Annotated in this window: 17 protein-coding genes and 1 pseudogene; 8 read left to right on the top strand and 10 right to left on the bottom strand. The window is 61.4% G+C overall.

The window, feature by feature from the left end; translation table 11 throughout:
* Positions 1-41: 41 nt before the first annotated feature.
* Genes pseF through C2U47_RS18690 form a run of 5 tightly spaced genes read left to right on the top strand, consistent with a single transcriptional unit; the run spans position 42 to position 4,596 of the window.
* Complete coding sequence (gene pseF, locus C2U47_RS18710) at positions 42-737, top strand: pseudaminic acid cytidylyltransferase (protein WP_103261813.1); 696 nt, start codon at positions 42-44, stop codon at positions 735-737.
* Positions 727-1,998, top strand: coding sequence for a UDP-2,4-diacetamido-2,4,6-trideoxy-beta-L-altropyranose hydrolase (gene pseG, locus C2U47_RS18705; RefSeq protein ID WP_103261812.1), 1,272 nt, complete (start codon positions 727-729; stop codon positions 1,996-1,998). The genes pseF and pseG overlap by 11 nt, the downstream gene beginning before the upstream one ends.
* Before the next feature lie 6 nt (positions 1,999-2,004).
* A complete protein-coding gene (gene pseI, locus C2U47_RS18700; protein WP_103261811.1) occupies positions 2,005-3,051 on the top strand; it encodes a pseudaminic acid synthase in 1,047 nt (348 codons plus the stop codon).
* Positions 3,044-4,336, top strand: a complete 1,293-nt coding sequence (locus C2U47_RS18695) for a motility associated factor glycosyltransferase family protein (protein ID WP_103261810.1) — start codon at positions 3,044-3,046, stop codon at positions 4,334-4,336. The genes pseI and C2U47_RS18695 overlap by 8 nt, the downstream gene beginning before the upstream one ends.
* On the top strand, positions 4,333-4,596 hold the full coding sequence (locus C2U47_RS18690; RefSeq protein WP_103261809.1) for a hypothetical protein: 264 nt from the start codon (positions 4,333-4,335) through the stop codon (positions 4,594-4,596). Before C2U47_RS18695 ends, C2U47_RS18690 begins: the two co-directional genes overlap by 4 nt.
* A 195-nt stretch (positions 4,597-4,791) precedes the next feature.
* Here the strand turns inward: C2U47_RS18690 and fliB are convergent, their stop codons facing one another.
* The 6 genes from fliB to C2U47_RS18660 form a co-directional block, all read right to left on the bottom strand.
* Positions 4,792-5,967 (bottom strand): flagellin lysine-N-methylase, encoded by a 1,176-nt coding sequence (gene fliB, locus C2U47_RS18685; RefSeq protein ID WP_199766825.1) that lies wholly within the window; start codon positions 5,965-5,967, stop codon positions 4,792-4,794.
* 363 nt (positions 5,968-6,330) lie between these two features.
* Positions 6,331-6,645, bottom strand: a complete 315-nt coding sequence (locus tag C2U47_RS18680; protein ID WP_103261808.1) for a hypothetical protein — start codon at positions 6,643-6,645, stop codon at positions 6,331-6,333.
* Positions 6,645-7,067 (bottom strand): flagellar export chaperone FliS, encoded by a 423-nt coding sequence (gene fliS, locus C2U47_RS18675; protein WP_103261807.1) that lies wholly within the window; start codon positions 7,065-7,067, stop codon positions 6,645-6,647. The genes C2U47_RS18680 and fliS overlap by 1 nt, the downstream gene beginning before the upstream one ends.
* Before the next feature lie 25 nt (positions 7,068-7,092).
* The gene (gene fliD / locus C2U47_RS18670) at positions 7,093-8,475 is read right to left on the bottom strand and encodes a flagellar filament capping protein FliD (protein ID WP_103261806.1); all 1,383 of its coding nucleotides are present in this window, start codon (positions 8,473-8,475) and stop codon (positions 7,093-7,095) included.
* Between the two features lie 28 nt (positions 8,476-8,503).
* A complete protein-coding gene (locus C2U47_RS18665; protein WP_223915951.1) occupies positions 8,504-8,959 on the bottom strand; it encodes a flagellar protein FlaG in 456 nt (151 codons plus the stop codon).
* 36 nt (positions 8,960-8,995) lie between these two features.
* Complete coding sequence (locus tag C2U47_RS18660; protein WP_103261805.1) at positions 8,996-9,814, bottom strand: flagellin N-terminal helical domain-containing protein; 819 nt, start codon at positions 9,812-9,814, stop codon at positions 8,996-8,998.
* A gap of 418 nt (positions 9,815-10,232) precedes the next feature.
* Here C2U47_RS18660 and C2U47_RS18655 point away from each other — a divergent pair.
* Both C2U47_RS18655 and C2U47_RS18650 read left to right on the top strand, forming a co-directional pair.
* Positions 10,233-10,864, top strand: a pseudogene (locus C2U47_RS18655) (trimeric intracellular cation channel family protein).
* Positions 10,865-10,977: 113 nt separating this feature from the next.
* Entirely contained in the window at positions 10,978-11,370 is a 393-nt protein-coding gene (locus C2U47_RS18650) for a hypothetical protein (protein WP_199766824.1), read from the top strand.
* Positions 11,371-11,439: 69 nt separating this feature from the next.
* On the opposite strand, the gene thiI is transcribed toward C2U47_RS18650, so the two are convergent.
* Complete coding sequence (thiI, locus tag C2U47_RS18645; protein ID WP_103261804.1) at positions 11,440-12,888, bottom strand: tRNA uracil 4-sulfurtransferase ThiI; 1,449 nt, start codon at positions 12,886-12,888, stop codon at positions 11,440-11,442.
* Positions 12,889-13,052: 164 nt separating this feature from the next.
* Between thiI and C2U47_RS18640 the strand changes: the two genes are divergently transcribed.
* Positions 13,053-14,012, top strand: a complete 960-nt coding sequence (locus tag C2U47_RS18640) for a hypothetical protein (RefSeq protein ID WP_103261803.1) — start codon at positions 13,053-13,055, stop codon at positions 14,010-14,012.
* A 91-nt stretch (positions 14,013-14,103) separates the two neighbouring features.
* On the opposite strand, the gene pbpC is transcribed toward C2U47_RS18640, so the two are convergent.
* From pbpC to C2U47_RS18625, 3 genes are all read right to left on the bottom strand, one after another.
* Positions 14,104-16,434: a penicillin-binding protein 1C gene (pbpC, locus tag C2U47_RS18635; RefSeq protein ID WP_223915959.1), complete on the bottom strand. Its 2,331-nt coding sequence runs from the start codon at positions 16,432-16,434 to the stop codon at positions 14,104-14,106.
* 52 nt (positions 16,435-16,486) lie between these two features.
* Positions 16,487-21,331 (bottom strand): alpha-2-macroglobulin family protein, encoded by a 4,845-nt coding sequence (locus C2U47_RS18630; protein WP_223930496.1) that lies wholly within the window; start codon positions 21,329-21,331, stop codon positions 16,487-16,489.
* Positions 21,332-21,508: 177 nt separating this feature from the next.
* Positions 21,509-23,185 (bottom strand): FAD-dependent oxidoreductase, encoded by a 1,677-nt coding sequence (locus tag C2U47_RS18625; RefSeq protein ID WP_103261800.1) that lies wholly within the window; start codon positions 23,183-23,185, stop codon positions 21,509-21,511.
* Between the last annotated feature and the right edge of the window lie 58 nt (positions 23,186-23,243).

Raw genomic sequence — 23,243 nt, 5'->3', positions numbered from 1 at the left:
CTGCTTATTACTGTCATATTGGCTTTTCATGGAGAAACTTCATGGCCATCGCCATCATCCCGGCCCGAGGCGGCAGCAAGCGCATCCCGCGCAAGAATATCCGCCCGTTTTGTGGCCAGCCCATGCTCGCCCATGCAATCAACGCCGCCAAAGCGACAGGGTGTTTCAGCCAGATTGTGGTCTCTACCGATGATGAGGAGGTCGCCTGCGTGGCACGCCAGCTCGGCGCCGACGTGCCCTTTTTACGCGCCGCCAACCTCGCCGACGACCACACTGGCACCACCCCGGTAGTGATCGATGCCATTCGGCGACTCGACGAGCTCGGTGTCACCAGCGATCACTACTGCTGCATCTATGCCACCGTGCCGCTCATCCAGGCCGATGACCTGAAGGCGGCCCATCAGCGCCTGCTCGCAAGCCAGGCCCCCTTCGTCTATTCGGTGGCGGAATTCGGCTTTCCCATTCAACGGGCAGTGCGCATGGATGAGCAGGGTCGCGTGACCCCCTTCTGGCCAGAGCAGATGACCAAACGCTCTCAGGATCTGGAGCCCGCCTATCAGGATGCGGGACAATTCTACTGGGGCAGCCGCGCCGCCTGGTTGGGAGGCATCAGCCCGGTGGGCGGAGAAGGAATAGGACACATATTGCCAAGGCACAGAGTGGTCGACATCGATACGCCGGAAGATTGGCATCTGGCCGAACTCATCTATCGGGTATTACACCAGCATGACGTTTGATATTGCATTTCGACTCGATGCGAGCCCCGAAATAGGGCTGGGCCATCTGATGCGCTGCCTGGCCATCGCCGATCGGTTGCAGGTGGCGGGGGCCGAGTGCCACTTTCTCTGTTATGGGTTGCCGACTCACCTGCAGCCTCTGCTTAAGTTGCACCACTACCACCCTCTGGCTGCGCTGGATGATGCGGGGCCCCTGCCCCGACTACGACCGGCCTGGCTTATCGTCGACCACTACGCCATCGAGCAGTCCCTTGAAACCTTGCTGGCGTGTCACTGTAGTCAGTTGCTGGTGATCGACGATCTGGCGGATCGACCGCATCACTGTCAGCTACTGCTGGACCAGGGGCCTTTGCGCAGCACAGCCGACTATCAAGCCCTGATACCAGACAACTGTCGCCTGCTGCTGGGAACGGACTATGCGCTGCTGCGCCCGGCCTTCCGACAGCTTGCACGTCAAGAGATCGCTCAGTGGCAACGGGGACTCATCTGCTTTGGCGGCGCCGATCCGGCCGGCGCTTGTCTCACCACCCTCAACAGCTTGGCTCTTCTACCCTGGGCCCGCACCATCCAGTGGACCCTGGCGGCGGGCGGCGCCAACCCTTTCTGGAACGAATTGCAGCAGAGGGTTGCCGAACTGCCCGAGCTTCGCATCGACTTGTTACGCCAGAGCGATCAGATGGCGCAGTTGATGGCGCGCCACGATTTTGCCATCGGCGCCGCCGGCGGCATGACCTGGGAGCGCGCCTGCCTCGGCCTGCCAACCATGGCGGTGCCCATCGTCGACAACCAGCAATTCAATGATGAGGTGATCGCCCGCTTCCAGCTGGCCGAACGACTGACGCTAAGTGAGCTCGCTGACCCCTCGTGGCTCGAGCAGGCCTTGCGCTCATTGGAACAAGGGGCTGAGGCGTATCGCCAACGCGGTCAGCAACAAGTGGATGGTCTGGGGCTCGATCGCCTCACCGCCTGGCTGCTGCCGCAAACCGGTTATCAGCTGCGGCCCGATGGCCAACGCTGGCAATTTTTACAACAAGATGGCGGGCAGGAAGATACATGCCTGCTCACCCTTGACCTAAGTGGCCAGCAGTTAGCCTGGCAGGCACACCAGCCACTCAGGCCACAAGATTGGCAAGAGCTGGCATATCGCTTGCTAAAGATTATCTCCCAATTTCCACTTTATCTTGCCAAACCGCCGCAAGATGCGCCCCCTGCCCCCTGGCAGTTGGCGCCACAAGGCTGGCAACTTGGCACAGGAACCTGAACACAGATGCAGATTGCCCATCAATCCATCGGCCCGACGCAGCCCCCCTATGTGATCGCCGAATTGTCGGCCAACCACAACGGAAACCTGGAGCGCGCCCTGGTCATCATGACCGCCGCCAAGGAGGCGGGAGCCAGTGCAGTCAAACTGCAAACCTATCGCCCCGATACCATCACGCTCAAAAGCGAGCGACCCGAATTCCAGATCCATGGCGGCCTGTGGGATGGCCACAGCCTGTATGACCTCTACGAGTGGGCCCATACCCCCTGGGAGTGGCATCAGGCACTGTTTGCCAAGGGGCGCGAGCTGGGGCTCACGGTATTCAGCAGCCCGTTCGATGTCAGCGCGGTCGAGCTGCTGGAATCCCTTGATTGCCCGGCTTACAAGATTGCGTCCTTCGAGCTGGTGGACCTGCCCCTCATTCGCTACGCAGCCCAAACTGGCAAGCCCCTCATCATGTCTACCGGCATGGCGAATGAAGCCGAGATCGCCGCCGCGGTCGAAATGGCGCTCAAACACGGCAACGGCCAGCTGGCGCTGCTGCACTGCGTCAGTGGTTATCCGGCGCCCGCGGCCGAATACAACCTGCGCGCCATCCCCATGCTGCGCCAGCGCTTTGGCGTCCAGGTGGGGCTTTCTGACCATACTCTGGGCAGCGCTACCGCCATCGCAGCGACCGCGCTCGGCGCCACCCTCATCGAGAAGCACTTCACTCTGGCTCGGGCGGATGGCGGACCGGATTGCGCCTTCTCCATGGAGCCCGCCGAGCTTGCCGACCTGGTTGCCTCGGTCAATACCGCCCAGGCAGCGCTCGGCGTGGCCGACTATCAGCTCACCCCGAGCGAGCAGGGCAACCGCGCGTTTCGCCGCTCCCTCTATCTGGTCAAGGAGATTGCAGCCGGGGAGTGCCTGACCGAAGCCCACATCAAGTCGGTTCGGCCCGCCCTTGGCCTGCCCCCGGCCGATTACGATCGCCTCCTCGGCAAGCGGGTTACCCGGGACATGAGTACCAACCAACCGCTGGATTGGGAGTGGATAGCACAGGATGAATGAGGAACTGTTTGCTCGCCATGGCCAGCTTATCAGCAAGCGCTGGCCCACCCTCTGGCCCCGCCTGTTGGCGCAAGATGTAACGCACCTCCAGGTTGAACTGACCGAGGGACTAGGTTCCACTCTCAGCGTCGACGGGATCCAGCTCACCAGCCGTCACGACAGGGTAAAGGAAGCTAAGCTACAGGCCGCCAGCCTGCCCGAAGAGCCCGTACTGCATATCTATGGCACCGGGCTTGGCGATCTGCCCCGCGTGCTGTTGCAACGCAGCAGCTTGCGCCGTCTGGAAGTGAAGATCATGAATGGCGCCCTGTTTGCGCTGGTACTGCGCCTGCTGGAGCAGGATGACTGGCTCGCTGATCCCAGGGTCGTGCTCACCATGGCGGGAGATGACCAAGAGATCCGGTTACCCTTCTTCACCTTACCGGCCGAGCTGCTGCTGGTCGACGATGCTGCCGTCCGCATCCGGGATCGCCTGATCAGCGAGATCAACCTGCCATTCGTCAATCGGCGCTTCAAAGCCGATGACCCCGCACGCCTGGCACGACTAGAAAGCAATCGCAAGTTACTGGTGCACGATGCCGACGTGACCAAGCTGTTTGGCTCCCGACCTGGCTGCACAGCACTGGTCATCGCCACCGGTCCGACACTGGCACGTCACCTGCCCTATCTGGGCGGACTTGCGAAACTACCCACACGGCCACTACTCATCTGCGTCGATACGGCCTATAAGACGCTGCTGGCGCACCACATCAAGCCGGATCTGGTCGTCACGATCGATCACCTGATAGGTCAGGACAGGCTGCCAGCTCACGGCTCCGAAGAGGTCAAGCTGGTCTACTTCCCCATGCTGCCCCATGAGACGCTGACCGCCTGGCAGGGACCGCGCTATGGCGCCTACTCGATGAGCCAGACCTATGAGGCCCTGCGCACCAGCTTGCCCAGAGGCGTGCTGCATTCAGGAGGTAGCGTGATCCACCCGACCGTGGATCTGGCCGTCAAGATGGGGGCCAACAATGTCATCTTGATGGGCGTCGACTTCGCATTCCCGGGCAATCAAACCCATACCGGTTGGCAAGATGGTTCACTTGGCCCGAGTGCCCATACAGCACGTCATTGGGTACACGATGGCCATGGCAATCGGGTAGCCACGACCCTGAACTTTGCCGGCTACCTGTGTGAGCTGGAGCGCTACATAGATCGTCACCCCGAGGTTCGTTTCTGGAACACCTGCAAGGATGGTGCGCATATCCAGGGCTGCCACTATCACCCGGAGATAACCCAATGAGTGCCTCTCTGACAGCCCAACTCACTGCACTGGCGCAGCGTTTTCGCCTTGGCTTGTCTCTGGAGGCAATCCAGACACTTCCTGCCTTGCTGGAGCAAGCCGCATCCGAGAGCCTGAGCTGGCCGGCACAACAGCAGCAAGTGCTGCCCGTACTCATCAAGCGCATACTGGAGCAACAAGAACGTGAGGATTGGCTGGCCCTGGCTGACGAGCTCGAATATGAGTTCGTCGCCCTCTTCGAGATGGCTGCCAAGGGGTAATGCCCTTCGGGCCCCAGACTCGATTCACGTTCATACAAAAAGCCCTCCATCGTCTCTGACGGGAGGGCCTTAATTGTCCTGACACTGAATCACCTGCGCCGCCGCCCAGCGGCCGGTAAAGGTGTTAGCCACCCCGCACATCATGCGGCCGGATTAGTCAGAAAAAACCTGCTGCCAGCCATGTGTCCGATGCCGTCAAACTTGCTCATGGCCCGTTTTCAAGAGGGCATAGAGGGTGATATCACTCGCCAGACCTGACTGCTGCAATCCTTGCTCCAATACAGTCGCAAATTTTGCGTTATGCTGGCGGAGTGTATGGTAGCTATAAAACAGATCCGTGATATCCCGCTCGGTGAGTGGCGCCTCATCCATCGCAATCAAGGATAAATAACTGCGTAGCAGGAAATAATCTGCAATAAGAAGCTGATACGCTATTTGAGGAGTACCTGATTCTGATGGGAACTGATTATGGTAGACATGATAAAGCAGATAGTTCTGTTGAATATGGGGGCGTTCCGTTAAAAAGGGCACTACTTTCTGGTGCCAGCTTTGGTGTATCAGCAGCAGCTTGTCCTCATTAAACTCCCCCTCTAACACCTGATCTATCTTATTCAGACAGCGGACTATCGTTGCTCTCCCTCGACGCTGCTGATTTTGTATTAACAGATGCGTCAGAGTACGCAAGGCCCACCACTGAACTTTACCAATGAACGGAATTTGAGAGAAAGCCGCGCTCAACTGACCATCATTGATCATGGGAGCCAATTGTTCGATAAATGCCTGATGCGACCCCTTGCCTTCATCCCTGTGTACCAGCATACCGATCAGCCAAAGCTTGTCTTCTATTGTCATACCATCGGCAAGCAGCACGTCGATGCTCAATGAATGCAGCGTGTCGAGGGAACTGGAGACAGGGGAGGTCTTGGCCTGCCCCTTGAAGGGGGTAACGTCAACCATCATGGCATCTGGATTCAAGAGTACCTGCCTGCTCACTTCCGGGCAGGAGAGCACCAGGCTTCGCCTGTGCTGGGTACCAAATTGCCGCAACTGCCTGGGGTAGCTCTTACAGGTGTGACTCAGTGCCTCGGCCCCTATCTTCTTATGTACATTGCATAATCCGACACCATCCAGAAAGGGGCAGGCGCCAGACTCATCCATGCGGATAGTCCCCCAGTGAGCGTCTGACTTTTTCACCTTCTCAATATGTTGCCTGGCAGTGCTTTGAATCAGCTGATCCGGGTGACTGACATAATGACGATAGGTCTTCTTGTCGATGGATATCGTCCATCCATGGCAGCAATTGTCCTCACATTGATCGCCAATACAGTGAAAATCCGTGTAGTACCTGGGGGTTACCAGGGTATGGGCCATGACGGTGTCCTCAAGAAAATAATCCGGATTCACCTACCCCTTTCAAGAGCGTAGGTTTTATTAAAAGGCAAAGAGAATGCCTACATAGCAGGTCATCATCACCTAATGGGTATTAGGGAAGAGCTAACATCTTTATTGACTCCCCCCTTAGTTACTGGCTATCGTTGGAACTTTCCATTTGCTTCATTTCTACGAGATCACGTGTCTTCGGTGCAGGTATCAGGCTAATAAATCTGGCCAGACTTAGGGAAAGTGCGAACAAGTATCCCACGAACAAAAAATGAAAATTTTAGTCATTTAATATCAATGGGTTACCAGTAAATGCTCTCGTGCCATATGACTTATTCGCACCTTCCCTAGATCTTACCTATTCCCATGATAGGTAGACTTTGCCTTGTTGGCCCTGCCGAGGGCCACTATCTGCATGGCGATCTCATTCTTGAACATATCAACCTGGCTTCTCAGCTCCTGCTCTTTTGCTAATTGATCTCTGATCAAGGTAGCTATGTCCGCTGGCGCCAGCTTCTTCTGCTGGGACAATGCTGTCAGTGCCGCGATGATCGCCAGGCGCTCATCCATACAAGTTAAGGCCTCTTCATATTGATGGCCCGCCAACAATCGCTGCAGTGTCGCGATATTATTGGTCAGGGCATCACCATAAGCATTAAGCTCATCCACTACACACTCCCTGAGGCTTGTCTTAGCTGAAAGCCCTGCTGCTTATCCGCGTCGGTGATTTGATCCCAAGCCGATTTGATCGTCACCATCAGTGTCATGACCTCGTCGAGAGGCTGAACGTCACGTCGCACGCTGGCCTCCCAGATACGCTCATCCATATAGGCATAGAGCGCAAACAGATCCTCCGCGATCTGCCCTTGTGTCATATCCAGCCCATCCTGAAGGCCATGCACCAGTCCCTGAGCCTTGGAGATGGTTCTGGCCTTTGCCTCCATGTCCTTGCGCTCTATGGCTCCCTTCGCCTGTGCGAGGCACTCCAGAAGTCCTTGCATCATCAGCTGAATGACCCTATGGGGATCCGCAACCACCAGGTCCGCTTCGATACTGGTTGTCTTATATGCCTTCAGATTACGGTGGTACATAACATGGGTCCTCGAAATATCACTCTCAGTTATTGTTTATTTGCAATGCTGACAGTGCTGCCGCTGAGTTATTCATTTTCACGAGCAGGGCATCCAGGCTGCCGTATTGGGCGCGCAAGGCGGCTTCATATTTAACCAGCTGCTCATTGGTGGTGGCCTGTTTCTGACTCAGGCTGCGCAGATCTGAATTAAGGGTATCGGTCCGTTGCGCCAGCATGCCCCCTGACTTGGTGTACTCCTTCAGACCCTTGGTCAGGGTCGCCGCCAACCCCTCATCCCCGCCAAGCAGAGCCGCCACCTGATCGAAGTTCTTGTCGACCGCCTCGCCAAATTTCTCTTTATCGAGGGAGAGCTTGCCCTTGTTGTCCATCTTGACACCAAGCTCGAAGATGGTGGAATAGGTGGTGCTGGTGCCGCCCGGGTTGGTAATGACGTTGGTCATGAAGTTGCTGATGGCCCGGGTAACGGAATCTCCCGCCAGGGCCCCGCCATCATCCTGACGCACACCACCGACGATGCTGTTGCGCTTGCCCAAGCCGCTCAGTTTCTCCTGCAGCGCGTTGTAGCCATCGATAAACTTCTGCACCGTCTCTTCGATGGCGGTCTTGTCGGTGGTGATATCTACCTTGTTGGACTTGAGGTCGCCATTGCTGTCGGTGTCGGAGACCCGCAACACGGTCAGCTTCAGGTCCTGAATGACGTCATCGAAGACATTGGTATCGCTCTTGAGCACATTGCCATCGACCAGGATCTCGGCGCTGGACGCCTGTTGCGTCTCTGCCATTTTGCCCGTGAACTTATCTTGCAGTTCGGTCGTGCTACCCGTGATGACCAGATCCTTGCCATCTCCCGAGACCCCAGAATCGATGACAAGCTTCGCCTTGCCATCGGCGGTATTGACGATGTTGGCACTGAGCCCGAAGTTGTCGCCATCATTGTTGATGCGCTTGCGGATGTTTTGCAGGGTATCCCCCGCCTTGACGTCGACCGTGAACTCCTTGTCCCCCGCCTTGAAGGTCAGTTGGCCATCCTGGGTGACAAGCGGCACGGTCGAGCTGTCAAAGATCCCTTCCTGGCGGCTGGTGGTTGCCAATTTGTTGACGGTGATATTGTACTGGCCGTTCGAGGTGCCACTCTTGCTCTCCACTGCCAGCACAGGATCATCTTTATTCTGGGTGATATTGATGGCCCGCTTGTTAAAGGCACCGGGTTTGCTCAAGGTATCCAAAATATCGGTGAAGGCGGTGAGGGAGGACTTGAGCTGGCCTATGCCAGACAAGGTGATATTGGTGCTGGTTTGCTTGGTGGTGATGGGCTGCTGCAACTGCGCCTTCCTGGCGGCCACGCTCGCCGTGATCACGCTCTCGAGATCGATGCCCGACCCCGCTCCGGCGGAGGTAATCGCCATAACATGCTCCTCTTATCTCGTTAAAAACCTATACCTGACCGTCGAACAGCAGCCCAGAGAGGCCGGGACCATCGCCCTGATTCTTCCCCATCTCCTGTAGCCGCTTGTTCATCTGGAGGATCTCCTCGCTCGGGATCTGGCGGATCACCTGCCTGGTCTCGGCATCGATCACCTGGATTACCGGTCGGTCAAACTCGGGCACCAGACTGAAATGGATAGCCCACCCCTTTAGTTTGCCCAAGCTGGTCAGCTTCTCTTGCAATTCTTGGGCCTGTTTTTCTGTTTCATCATTATTCTTGGATGACGACGCTGTGGCCTTCGAAGGCTCTTCTTTCAGAGTCTTGTCTGCCGAGTCGACGCTTCCCAGCTCGACGGCTTGCTCCTCGCCGGATGTTGGCGGCACAGAAACAGGCATGGCGGCCTTAGGGCCGCCATGGGAAGTGAGCATCGAGGTAGAAGCCATGACTATCGATTCATTGGCCATCTGCCGCTCCTTATTCAGAGGTTAACCTGGACCGTCTTAGCGACCCAGCAGCGACAGAGCCGACTGCGGACGCTGGTTGGCCTGGGCCAGGATACTGGAGGCCGCCTGCTGCAGGATATTCTGCTTGGTCATATTGGCGGTTTCGGTGGCAAAGTCCGCATCGCGGATACGGGAGCGAGCGGCGCTGACGTTTTCCGAGATATTGGCCTGGTTGCGAACGGTGGAGTCCAACCGGTTTTGCACCGCACCCAGTTCGGCACGCTTGGCATCAACCTTTTTAATCATGGCATCCATATCGGTCATGGCAGTCCGAGATTTGGTTGCATCAGTAATATCAATCGTCGCCTTACCAAGGGTGGTCATATCCATCTTCTCCAGTTTGAAACCAATAACCTGACTGGTGCCATCAGGGCCGACTTGAAAATCAAACTGGCCATCATTAAACAACTTGGTACCTGCAAAGGTGGTGTCCTTGGCGATACGATCAATTTCCTTGGTCAGCTGGGTCACCTCTGATTGCAATGCAGTGCGATCATCGGTTGAGTTGGTAGCGTTCGCAGACTGCTGGGCCAGGGTACGAATACGTTGCAGCATGCCGGTCACCTCCTCCATAGCCCCTTCTGCAGTCTGGGCCAGGGAGATGCCGTCATTGGCGTTGCGGTTGCCCTGGTCCAGACCGTTGATCTGGGCGGTCATCCGGTTGGAGATCTGCAGGCCAGCCGCATCATCCTTGGCGCTGTTGATACGCAGGCCTGAAGCGAGGCGGGTATAGGAGGTATCCAGCGACTTACCAGAGTTCACGAGATTACGCTGGGCGTTGAGGGACGAGATGTTGGTGCTGATGTACATGGACATAATGAATTCTCCTGATAAGTCTAAAACTGCGGATCCCAGGGCGCACGGCGATTGAGATCCTTCTTCAGTCCGCAGGGCCAATCCGCTGCCGGTGACTGAGGCAGACCTGATTCAACGTGGTGATGACCAGATCCGCAGCACTGCAAAAAGTTGGATTTCCTGACACCCTTCCATTTGCTTCCCCCTTAGTAACGGCACCACAGCCCGATGCTTTAGAACATTTTTTGCCTCAAGGAGGATAAATCTGTATTGCACCCGGTCATGGCCGCCTCGCGGCCTGATGCGGCCCACTTGCCTACCTCAACCCCTTATCCAGAAACCGGCGCTGGCTCCCACTTTTGCACTCCCGCATTGCTCATCCCCACGGCTTGCCCCTAAAATCGCCGCCCCATCATCTATTGGACGTGAGTTGTTCTCCATGCAGACTCTGGTTGAGCAGATCGTTTACATCAGCGACATGTTTGGTACTGCGGTATTCGCGTTTTCGGGGGTCCTGGTGGCGGGTCGTCTCAGAATGGACGGCTTTGGCGTCATGGTGCTGGCCGCGGTCACCGCCATCGGTGGCGGCACCATCCGCGACATGATCCTGGGGGCGACCCCGGTGTTCTGGGTTCGCGACCCCCTCTACATCTGGGTGGTGATCGCCACGGCCCTCGTCGGCATGTGGATGGTCAAGTTGCCTCGCCGCATGCCCTGGTATGTGCTGCCGGTGGCGGACGCCTTCGGTCTCGCACTCTTTACCGTGATCGGCGCCCAGAAGGCGCTCAATTTCGGCACACCCGGGCTCATTGCAGTGATCATGGGGACCATGACCGGCGTCGCGGGCGGCATGATCCGGGACGTGCTGGCCCGGGAAGTGCCCATGGTGCTGCAAAAGGAGATCTACGCCACCGCCTGCATCCTGGGGGCATCCTCTATACCCTGTCGCTGGAAGTCGGAGTGGACAGGGTGAGCGCTATGCTCATCAGCATGCTGGGGGTATTCGGCCTGCGGGTGGCGGCCATCTACTGGCATCTCTCCCTGCCCACCTTCTCGCTGCAGCGCAACTGAACCGGTCAGGGTGGGCCAGCTCCCACCCTGACCGGGGCGAGATTGAACCAAGTCCGCTTTTCTGTTGTCATACAGGAGTCGTTTCAATCCGGACTCTCTCAATGCATTCTCTCATGCAAAAACTTGGGCTCATTACCACGCTTGTTCTGATGACTGTCGCGGCGGCTCATGCGGGGGCACAGACCCTGTTCGGGCGTCTGGCATCCACCCCGGTGCAGCAGTTCAACCAGCAGATCCGTCAGGCGAGCAGCAGCCAGCAAGGCTGGGTCAACGACTATCGTGAGGTGGCTCGCCGTTTTGTCGGCCATGAAGACGTGCCTACCCGTATCCATGCCCAGCAGCTGGACAACGATCTGGTGCTCTCGGTGGCCCTCGACGGCCAAAGGAGCGACATCCTCTATATCCTGACCCTGTTTCGCAGCAACAATCTGTGGCAGATGCGTCAGGCCGAAATGGGCTGGCGCTGCCAGGGGCAATCCACCTTTACGCCCGTCCCCTGCCCCTGACGTCATCCCGAGTGAAATAAAAAAATCCGGCACATGGCCGGATTTTTTTATGGGCGGAGGTTCACCGGATCAGGGGCGATAGACCTTGACGTTGGCAAAGCCCTTCTCTTTCAGGTAGAGCGCCTGCAGCTTGCTCATCACGCCGCGGTCGCAATAGAGCAGGTAGGTCTTCTCCTGGGGCAGATCGCCAAAGGCGGTGGCCAGCTTGAAGAAGGGGACGTGGATCACTTCACGCCCTTCCACCACCAGCGGCTTCTCGTCGTGCTCGTCCATGGAGCGAATATCCAGGATCACCTCGTTGTCGGTGGTCTCTGCTGTGGTCTCCACTTCCTGTACTTCGGCAGCAGTCTCTTCACCGATACGACGGATGTCGAGGTAGCGGGCCTCGGCCACCACCTTGTCCAAGATGGCGAAGTCGAAGTTCCCCTCTTCCTCCTCGATGCGCGCCAGATCCGCCTTCACGGTCGGCTTCTTGGAGATGACACCGCAATACTCCGGCATGGTTTCGGCGAACTCCAGGGTGCCGATGCGGCGGGCTTCGCTGATGATGTCCGGCTTGTCCCAGGTGATGAGGGGGCGCAGGATCACCTTGTCGGTCACCCGATCGATGACGTTCAGATTGGTGAGGGTCTGGCTGGAGACCTGGCCCACACACTCACCGGTCACCAGGGCCGGGATTTGGAACTCGTCGGCCACCTTGGCGGCGGCGCGCATCATCATCCGCTTGAGCACCACCCCCATCTGGCCGTTGTCGATCTTCTCGAGGATCTCGGCCACCACGGGCTCGAAGTCCACCGCGGTGAAGCGTACCCGGTGGGAGGAGCCAAAGCGGTTCCACAGGTGATAGGCCACCTGCTTGACACCGATCTCGTGAGCGGCACCGCCCAGATTGAAGAAGCAGTAGTGCACGCGGCAGCCGCGCTTGATGAACTGGAAGGAGGCGACACCGGAGTCAAAACCGCCGGAGAGCAGGCTCAGCACGTCCTCCTGGGTGGCGATGGGCATGCCGCTCAGGCCCTGGTGGATGGCGCTGACGATGAACAGCTCCTCGCCGTCGATCTCGAGGTTGATCTTCACGTCCGGGTTCTTGAGGCGCACGCCGTTGCTCACGCAGTGCTGGTTCAGGCCGCCACCCACGTAGCGCTCGATCTCGAGCGAGGAGAACTCGTGCTTGCCGTGGCGCTTGGCGCGCACGCAGAAGGTCTTGCCTTCGAGCTGGTCACCCCAGACGGCTTTCACCTGCTCGAAGATGTCGTGCAGGTCGGTAAACTTGCTGGCCTGCACCTCGAGGAAGGCCTGGATGCCGGGGATGCAGGCGAGCGCTTCGATGGCCTGCTCGCGGAACTGGTCGTTACGGGAGCTCACGATCAGCTTGTCCCAGTCCATCCGCACCCGGGCGTCGTCGTCGAAGCGTCGCAGGACGTTGCGGATGTTGCCCTGCAGTATCTTGATGAAACGCTGGCGAACCGACTTGCTCTTGATGGTGATTTCCGGGAACAGCTTGATAATGAACTTCATGGTATTGACTCGGGTGGCCTCGATTTAAGGGCGCGAATTATATCAGAACTTTGTGGCCAGCGCCTACTGGATGAGCGGCCGTTCACATTCCCCCACGCAATGTTTGCCGCACCCTGGCCATCTTGCGTATATTCCCCAGCCTGCGCCCCGGCAACACGGCACCCATGAAAACCCATATCTACTACCCCGGCATGGAAGTGCGGGATGAACTCTGGCTCAAGTTTGCCCTGCTCTATCTGGAGCGGCTCGCCTTCGTCTTCACCGTCAGTGAGAAGAGCGGCCTCACCGCCCTGCTCGAGACCCTGCGCCGGCAGACCGACCTGCTGGCCGAACCGCCAGCACCCGCCTTCTTCGCCGCCATCACGCCCCAGCTCGAGAACCAGATTACCGGCCTGGTTGCCCCCGACTTCGTCCGCCACAAGGTGTTTGGCAACAAGGAGTTGATCGGTCGCTGGCGCATGCCGGCCAATCACGACTGCTTCTGTCCGGCCCAAGCGGGGCTGGAGCGGCTGCACGGCTTTTGTCTGGCTCACGGTTTTGCCAGCCTGGAGGAGGGCGGGTTCAGGATGGCGCGCCGCTTTGCCAACCTGATCTCCATGCGGCTCGCCCGCGAGTGGGCACTCGCCAATGAGGGGGCCTTGATTACGGATCACGACTATCTGGACCGGCTGCTGCACCTGCTCGAGTCCCGCTACCACAACAGAGGCGGCCAGGATTGCTTCCACCTCGAGATCCCGCTGCGAGTGCCCGCCAACTTAAGCGAGATCCCCGTTGCAGAGCTTATTGCCCTGCGCGGGCGCAGCGGTTTTCGCCAACAGCTGGCCGAGTTCCATCAGGCGCTCGATGCCCTGCTCGCCATGCTGGGCAGCGGCTACGCCGAGCCCGCCGTGCTGACCCGTTTCGAGCAGGCACAGCAGGGGCTCAACCCGCTGCTGGGGCCCGAGACGGTCAGCCTGCCACTCACCACCCTGATCAGCACCAGCCTGCCCGCCATGGCGATGATCCACCGCCTCAAGGCGAGCCATCCTGGCTGCAACCTGGTGTTTCACCCCATCAAGAAGAGCCACTTCCACCAGCGCAAGAGTCAGCACTTCTTCACCCGGTTGGGCCAGGTCAAGCCCTGAGCCGGTCGGCGCCCAGCCGAAGGTGGATAACCCCTGGCATCGGAGCCATCCCCGATGCCGTCAATATTCTGGCGCCTGCCATGGAGCCCCCTCAGGAGGGGTTTTCCAGCCGAAACTCGATGCGATCGCTGTTACCCGCCTCGTCCACCACCACCAGCTGGTAGCGACCGGCCTCACTCAATACCTGATCCCCGTCCCAGCGCAGCCGCTGGCCGTTGAGAAACCAGGCCGGCTTGCCGACACCGCCCAGCACCTTGGGCTGCAGCCGGTAACGCTGGCTGCGAACAAAGTTGCCCTCCCCCAGCACCAGGATGCGAATGGGGGCCTGCTGCTCGGTGCTCTTCCCCTCCCCCGAGCAGCCGCTGGCCAGCAGCGCCTGCCGCCGCTCGCCGGGTGAGCGCCACGGCTCCAGCGACAGCGGCCAGAGCGCCCGAAAACCGGATTGTGCCGCATCCTGGCAACGTGTCAGCGTCGGCTTGCCCGCAACGGTCAGTGCGACCTGGCGCAGCGGCGAGGGCCAGTCCATGGGATCTGGCAAGGTGGGGGGATCGCGCCCTTCCAGCAACCAGGCGCTCTGGCGCTGCAAACAGGTCTCAGGCAGGGTCGCGCTCACCCTGCGCCCCAGCGGCCAGCAGATCTCCGCTTCGCTGACCGTGTTGGGCTGCATCGGCAGAGGGCTGTTATCCGCCAATCGCGAGTAAACCGAGAGCAGCAGCGGCACCGCCGCGCTCTGGCCGTAAAAACCGGGCATAGGGGTGCCATCGGGGCGCCCAAGCCAGACGCCGATGGTCCAGCGACCGGAGACCCCCATCGCCCAGCTGTCGCGATAGCCGTAGCTGGTGCCGGTCTTCCAGGCCAGTCGGTTGACCCGGCCGGTCGCTTCACTGGCAAAGGGCTGATCAGCCCGCCCCTGCGCGCTCAATATCTGCCAGATGATCCAGGCCGCCCCCGGACTCAGCAAGGGGCGCGACACCGCTCGCTGCCCCGCCAGCCAGACCGGCATGGCCACCTGCCCCTGCCGGGTCAGCGAGCTGTAGAGCGCCACCAGCTGCTCGAGCCGAATACCCGCCGCCCCCAGCGCTATGGCCGGATTGGGTTTGTCGGAGAGCGCCAGCCGCACCCCGGCGTTGTCGAGGCGGCTGACCAGCTTGTCGGGCCCGAGCGCCTCCAGCACCTGCACCGCCGGTACGTTGAGGGATTGCTGCAGCGCCTGAGCGAGCGTCACCGGCCCCTGAAAGGCACCGGAAAAGTTGGCGGGGCGATAATCCGAGCCGAGCCTTGGCGCATCGGAGAGCAGAGAAGCCGAATGCACCAGCCCCTCATCCATCGCCAGACCGTAGATAAAGGGCTTCAGCGTAGAGCCGGGAGAGCGGATCGCCTGCACCATGTCGAGGTAACCGTGGCGGCGCAGGTTGCCATATTCGGCGCTGCCCACATAGGCGCGCACCGCCATGGTTTGGTTGTCGACCAAGAGCAACGCCGCTGAGGTCTGCTCCGGGAAGCGGCGGATATAGCTCGCCACCCGTCCCTCCAGCCAGCGCTGCAGATCCCCGTCTATGGTGGTGTGCACCAGCTCCCCGGCCTGATGGTCGGCGGCGAGGCGGGCAAACAGCGGCGCCTCCATCGGCGTGAAGTGACCGCGAGCCAGCACCGGCTCGATGCGTCCCTCCAACCACACCGGCTCGGGCCAGACACCCTGCGCTACCAGTCGCTGCATCACCTTGTCGCGGGCTGCGCGGGCCCGCTCGGGGTGGCGATCCGGCCGGTTGCGGCTGGGGGCCTGCGGCAGCACCGCCAACAGCGCCGCCTCGGCATAAGTCAGCTTGGCTGCGCTCTTGCCGAGATAGGCAAAACTGGCCGCCTGCACCCCCTCCAGGTTGCCGCCAAACGGCGCTCGGTTGAGGTAGACGGTGAGCAGGGTGCGCTTGTCATAGTGCCACTCCAGCTGCAGCGCGCGCGCCATCTGGCGCAGCTTGCCGGGCACGCTCCTGTGGTAGGGCTCGATAAGGCGCGCCACCTGCATGGTGAGGGTCGAGCCCCCCGACACGGCGCGCCCATAGCGCAGCCACTGCCAGACCCCGCGCACCATGGCCACCGGATTGACCCCGGGATGACGCCAGAAGTAGCGATCCTCGTAGCCCAGCAGCGCCTCGATATAGCGGGGGGAGACCTGCTCCAGGGTCACGGGGTAACGCCACACGCCACTGGTATCGGCAAAGGCGCGCAGCGGTCGCCCCTTCATGTCGAGCACCACCCGTGCGTAGGCAGGGTCGAGCGGCGGCGGCGGGAAAATACGATCCAGCGCCAGCAATGACAGGAGCAGTGCTACAACGCCCAGCACCGAGAAACGCAGCCAGCGTGGCAAACGACCAAGCCAGCGCCAGCCAGCGCGGCCAGTGCGGCCAGTGCGACCCAATTTCAGCCAGCCGCGCCGCCAGAAAGTGAGCGGGCGAACCCGCTCAAGGGAGGGTTTGTTACTCAGAGATGATCACCTCGTGGATATCCTCACCCACAGCCCGCAGCTCGGGGCGGTACATATCCTCCACCTGGGTCGGCGGCACCTGATAGCGACCCGGCGTCACCGCCCGCATCAGGTAGACCAGTTGCTGGTTGCTCTCGGCGCTCAGATCCAGCGCCGCCGTGTAGCGGTCATCGCGAAACTCCTGATGCTTGAGGTAGTCGTTCCACTCGCTCTGCCACGCAGGTTTCCCCTCGATGGAGAGCTCTTCGAGCTTGATGCTGTTGCCAAGGGCCGGATTCTCCAGCTCAAAGCCAGCGGGCACCATCTCCACCAGCAGGGCATCGGGCACCGCCGATTCACTGCTGACATTGAGCCGCACTACCACCAGATCGCCCACCTTCACCTTGGTCGGGTCAAAACGCTGACCGTCGCTGTTGAACCAGCTGCGGGTCACGCTCATTCCCATGCTGATCCGTGCTGGCGCCTGCTCGGGGTAACCGACCAGGGTGCGCTGCACATAGAGCGAGCCCTTGCCCTCGTTGGTGACAGAGCTCGCCGCCAGCGCCTCGGGGGTGCCCTGCTGCAGCGGAGCCGAACCGCTCAGGGATCCACTGCTAAGAGAGGAGGTCACCCTGGCCTGCCAGTCGACGGCCGGATCGACGCGGGCGAGTCGCAACAGGGCGAGCCGCTCCTGAGTGCTGAGCCACTGACGATGGGCCAGGGTATCGGCCACCTTGGCACTGAGGGCCGGCCAGCGCTCCGCAGCCAGCTTGTGCTGGCGCAACAACGAAAGCTCAAGGGCCTGATCGCGCAGCGGCGAGCCGTAATCCCCGAGATAATCGTCCCCGCGCTCGGTCGCCAATGCCCGGCTGAGGGCCTTGGCGGCGTTCTGCTCATCCCCCATGGCCGAGAGGGCCAGGGAGAGGTGCAAGAGCGGCAAACCCGAGCGGGCGTGATCGGCCTGCTGCTCCCAGATAAGGCGCAGGGTAGCGAGCGGCGCCTTGCCCACCCGGGCCAGCACATAGGCACTGTAGGCCTGATAGGCCAGCCGGCTGTGCTCGGGAGCACTGCTCCAGCGCTCACCATACTGACTGTCGGTAAGATAGCTCTGCAACCGGTTCAGCGCCTGATTGAGCATCGCCTCCGGCACGGAGTCGCCCGCCTCCTTGCGCGCCAGCAGATAGTCGGCGGCATAGGCGGTGAGCCACTGCTCCTCGTCGGAGCGGCCATCCCACAGGCCAAAGCCGCCGCTCGGCAGTTGCAACCGCTGCAGCCGTTGCAGCAGGGCGCGTTGCACGTCCGCATCGCTCGCCGCTTTCTTGCCCTCTGCGGGTTTGCTCCAGGCGGTGCGCTCATCCGCCGTGGTCAGCAAGTAAGGCCAGGCACGGGACAGGGTCTGCTCCAGACAGGCATAGGGGTAGTCGGCCAGCGCCTGCCACTGGGCTGCCGGATCCCAGGGGGGAGTGCCGGAAAGACTGAGCAGCCCCTGCAGATTGGCGCGATCCAGCCCGGCCAGCTCAGCTGGCGCAAAGCTCATCTGCTGGCCGGGAGCCAGCATCTGGTAGCGCTGGCGAGTCTCGGCCGGCCAGGGGGATCGCAGCGGCAAAGTCCAGTCGCGGCTGATGGCAAAATCCTTGCCGCTGGCAGCCAACTGCAGGCGTGCCACGCCGCTCGCCCCGGTCACGGTGAGCGGCAGGGTCAGCCACTGCTCTTCGCCGTTCTTGAGGGACAGCGTGCCGGGCAACTCGCCGTTTGCCTTTAGCCCGCCATTGAGGGTCCAGACAAGGGAGAGGGTCTGATCCTCACCGCTCATGTTGCGCAGCTGCACCAGCGCCCGGGTCTCATCCCCTCTGGCGCCAAAGCGCGGCCAGCCGATCTCTGCCACCAGCGGCGCCACCACCTTGACGGCGCGCTCGGCCTCACCGACCTGCTGTTCGTTCCAGGCCAGCGCCATCAGCGCCAGCTCGCCGTTGAAGTTGGGCAGCTCGAGCGGGATCACCGCCTTGCCACTCTCATCAAAACTCACCTCGCCGCTCCAGAGCGCGGCAATCTCGACCCGACTCTCCAGCGCGCCGCCCTTTTTCAGCGGCGCCCGGTCACCCCCGTAGTTGAGGCGAGCCAGCTTGCCATCCTGCGGCGGGATCACTTGGCCGTAGTTGTCGAACAAATCCTGGGCGTAGCGCTTGCGACCAAAGAAGATCTCGAACGGGTCGAGCGGCTGGTAGTCGCTGATGTTGAGCACACCCCGATCCACCGCCGCCAGCACCACGCGGCCCTGACTGTTGGGGGTGGAGGTGGCGGTCACTTCCAGTCGAGTGAGCGGCACCGCTTTGTCCGGCGCGCTCAGGGTAAGCGGCAGACGGCGCGCTTCCCGGTCCAGGGTGAGCGGCGCCAGACCGACCGAGCGCAGGCTTTGCACACTCTTTTGGCTCACCGGCTTTGAGTCACTGTCTGGCGCGGCAATCTGGGCCGAGATATGCAGATCATGGCGCTGCCACTCGGGGCTGACTGGGATCTCGAACTCGCCGCGGGCATCCTTGGCATCGCCGCCGGCGCCCTTGAGCTCTATACGCTGCCACCAGCGCAGGCCGTCGCCATCTTCCACCAGCAGCAACCCCTTGCCGGGGCGCGGGGCCACCAGGGTCACGTTGGCCTTGTCACCCGCCTGATAGGCGCGCTTGTCGAGGGTGATGGCGATCTTGTCAGGCCGTGCCTGCTCCCCACCGCCGCCCCAGGCGTAGCTGCCGATCTCTACCCGCAGGCTCGATTGATGGCCCTGACTGTTCTCCACCTCCAATCGATACCAGCCCGCCGCCAGTGGCAGCGTGAGCGGGGTCGGCCCCTTGCCATCCAGCTGCAGGGTCTGCTCCTGCTCCAGATAGGGCTGGCTGTTGAACTCGTACTTCCACCCCTCCCCATCGGCGTAGTGCCAGTAGTAGTCGCGGTACTCGTTGATGAGGCGCACCTTCACCGCCCCCGCCACCGGCTGGCCTTGCTCATCGAGGTTGAGGATTTGGAAGGGGAGCGGCTTGCCCCCTTCCACCCGCTCCGCTACGAAGTCGGCCTTGAGTGCCGGCCACTGGCTGTCTGCGGGCCAGCCATACTGGGTGCGGCTGCGATTGACGGCGCGGCCACCGGGCTCGGCGAGCGACACCCGATAAGCCACCTCCAGCGGCCCGAGGGCACGCACCCCATCGAGCTCATCAGCAAGCGAAAAAGTCCCCTGCCCCTGCGCATCCAGGGTGAGACTGAGCGCCTCAAGATCCTTGGCCTGCTCGGCGAGCAGCACGTCACCCAGCGTGAACTCCTGCCACTGGGTAAAGGGCATGGTGGCGCGGCTTAACTTCACCTCCGCCTTCGCCTTGGTGGCACTGGCTGGTGCGCCGTAGAGATAGTCCCCTTGCAGCGGCAGAGTGAGGGCGGCGTCCAGACTCGTCACTTCCCCATCCGGCCCCTTGCCAAGCTGCAGTTTCAGCCGTTCCGGCAGAAACTCCTCCACCAGAAAAGGCCACTCGAAGCGACTACCGGCAGCGGTCTTGAGGTTGATGGTCCAGCGCCCGAGCGGCGCATCATCCGGCAGGCGCAGGCCGTAGTGGGCCGCGCCCAAATTGTCCGGCAGCAGCCGTTTCTGTTCGAGCAGTTGGCCGTCCGGCTGCTTCACCTCCAGCTCCACCGCCATCCCCGGCAGCAGCTGGCCATCCTGCCCCTTGAGCAGGATTTCGCTGTCGAGCCGCTCGCCGGGGCGATAGAGATCGCGTCCACTGAACAGATACAACTGCTGGGCCTGCCAGGGCTGGGTGCCGAGATCGAAGGTGGAGAGATCGAGCGCCGCGCCATCGAGGCGCAGCACCGCCAGATGGTTGCCCTGCTCGGCCAGCAGCAGGCGAGCCCCCTGCACCTGATCGAAGCGGCGATGACCTTGGGGGTCGGTGGTTTGCACCTGCAGCCGGTTGCCCTTCTGGTCGAGCAGGGAGAGCTGCACATCCTTGAGGGGGTCGGCGCTGGCCAGGGAACTCACGAACACATCCAGCTCATCGCGGTAACGGCGGGCACTGAGCCCCATGTCGCTCACCGCGAAATAGGTGGTCTCCTTGCGCCAGTCGTAGTTGCCAAGGGGGGACATCACCGCAAAGTAGACGCCAGCCTCCGCCAACTGCGGCTCCTTCACATTGATGAGGCGGGTCTCGCGCCGGTTGGCATCGAGCTCCAGCGCATAGCGGCCACTGAATACCCGCCTGGCCCGCTTGGTGATCTGCTCAAGCTCCCAGTTACCCATGCCGGCACCGGGGCGATATTCCGCCAGAAAACGGGGCAGATATTCCGCATCGACCCGAAAGAAATCGATATTGACCTCATCCACATTGACCGCGCTGATGGGCAGGCGAAGTTCCTGACGCAGCGGCAATACCATGCCGCTGGCGGTAAAGGAGGCTCCCGCCTCCAGCGGCCGGGTTTTGAGGGTCCAGCTTTGGGGGGATGGGCCCAGCCCCGCCTTGAGGCTCACCTCATAGCTTTTGTCGGGCTGCACGTTCGGGAAATAGAGGGTGCGACCATCGTCGGCCAGGATCCACTCCCCCTGCACCTGCTTGCCCCCTTCACTGACCCCAAGCCAGCTCTGCCAGTTTGCCTTGGGCACCAAGGGGCCGGAGAAGACCAGCGCCAGCGCAGGGGCATCCCTATATTGGCGGGCATTGGCCTGCACCACGGAGGCGGGCGCCCCCGCCTCCTGCCGGGCCATCGGGTCAGTCGTCGGCACCTGGCTGGCAGGTTTGTCGGGGCCGCAACCGGCCAGCAGCAGCGCCGCCAGCCAGGCCACCCGGGGAAGACGAGTCACGGGGCAGGAGAGAGAGAGGTGCATGGTGTTCATCCCGGGTTGGATCGCCGCAGCGCAGGAGCCAATAGAATAAAGCGTCGCTCCCGGGAACACCAACTGCCATGTCGGGCGGCATCGGCCCCTGATGAAGAAACGGGCCACTCACTGGAGTGGCCCGTTTGCATACAGAGTGATCAATCGGGCCATTTCAGCCTGGAGGATCTACTCGGCGATCACCGTCTGCCAGGTCTTGAAACCGCCGGAGAGGTTCTTGACCCGAAAACCGTGCTGGCTCAGCAGGCGGCAGGCCACGTGACCCCGCAGTCCCACCTGGCAGCTGATGAGCAGCTCTTTATCCTTGGGCAACTCATCAAGACGGCTGCGCAGCTCGTCCAGAGGAATGTGCAGCGCCCCCGGAATGCGCCCCAGCTTGTCGAGTTCGGGGCCGTTTCGCACATCCACCACCTGCTGATGGGGGTGGCGAGCCTGCACCTCGGCTGCGTGGCAGAGCAGGGTGTCCCCCTTCAGGTGGTTGCTCGCCACGAACCCGGCCATGTTGATCACATCCTTGGCCGAGCCAAAGGGCGGCGCATAGGTGAGCTCCAGATCCTGCAGATCGAACACGGTGAGCCCGGCACGCTGGGCCACCGCCAGCACGTCGATGCGCTTGTCGATGCCATCCTTGCCGATGGCCTGGGCGCCGTAAATCTTGCCATCGGGGGCAAACAGCAGCTTGAGGCTGACCGGGTGGGCACCGGGGTAGTAGCCGGCGTGGCTGCCCGGGTGGACATAGACCTTCTCGAACGGCAGCCCCAGCTGCACCAGCCGCTTCTCGTTCAGCCCCGTGCTCGCCACCGCCAGATCGAACAGCTTGCAGATGGCGGTCCCTTGCGTCTTCTTGTAGGTTTCGCTTCGCCCCAGCATGTTGTCGGCGGCGATGCGCCCCTGCCGGTTGGCCGGACCCGCCAGGGGGATCAGCACGGACTCGCCGGTGACAAAATCGGTCTCCTCCACCGCGTCCCCCACCGCGAAGATGAAGGGATCCGAGGTACGCATCCCGGCATCCACTTTGATGCCGCCCCGCGGTCCCAGCACCAGCCCCGCCTTGGCGGCGAGCAGGGTCTCGGGCTTGACGCCGATGGCGAGGATCAACAGGCCGGTGTCGAGATGAGAGCCGTCGCTCAGGGTCAGGCGCAGGCCGGCAGGTACCGCCGAGCCGTTCTCCGCCGGCAGCTCCAGGCGCTCGATGGCAGACAGACCGGTGCGCAGGCGCAAGTCGATCCCCTCTTCCCGGATGCGGGCGTGGAGCAGGTTGGCCATCTCCTTGTCCACCGGCGCCATCACCTGATCGGAGAGCTCCAGCAGGGTGACATCCAGCTTGCGCTGGTGCAGCGCCTCCATCATCTCCAGCCCGATGAAACCGCCCCCCACCACGGTGACGTGGCGGGGCTTGTCGTGCGCCAGCGCCGCCAGGATGCGATCCATGTCGGGAATGCTCCGCAGGGTGTGTACCCCCGGGCTCTCGATGCCGGGGAAGGGAGGCCGGATGGGGGCAGCGCCCGGGCTCAGCAGCAGCACGTCGTAGGCTTCGCGCCGCTCTTCGCCGGTGAGCAGGTTGCGCACCAGCAGGCTCTTGCCGGCCCTGTCTATCTCGATGACGTCGTGAAACACCCGCACATCCACGTTGAAACGGCGCTTGAAGCTTTGCGGTGTCTGCAGCAGCAGGGCATCCCGATCCGGGATATCCCCCCCGATGTGATAAGGCAGACCGCAGTTGGCGAAGCTCACGAACTCGCCCCGCTCGAACATCACGATCTCCGCCTCTTCGCTCAAACGGCGGGCACGGGCGGCGGCGGACGCCCCCCCGGCCACACCACCCACAATCAGGATCCGTTTCATCTGCAAGACTCCACTCAACAGGAAATGACCAATAAATTAGACTTATCTAATTTAGAAT

This window comes from Aeromonas sp. ASNIH7, assembly GCF_002903485.1.
GTDB classification, from domain to species: Bacteria; Pseudomonadota; Gammaproteobacteria; order Enterobacterales; family Aeromonadaceae; genus Aeromonas; species Aeromonas caviae.
The sequence above is the reverse complement of the archived record's forward strand: the minus strand, read 5'-3'. Positions and strand labels throughout refer to the sequence as shown.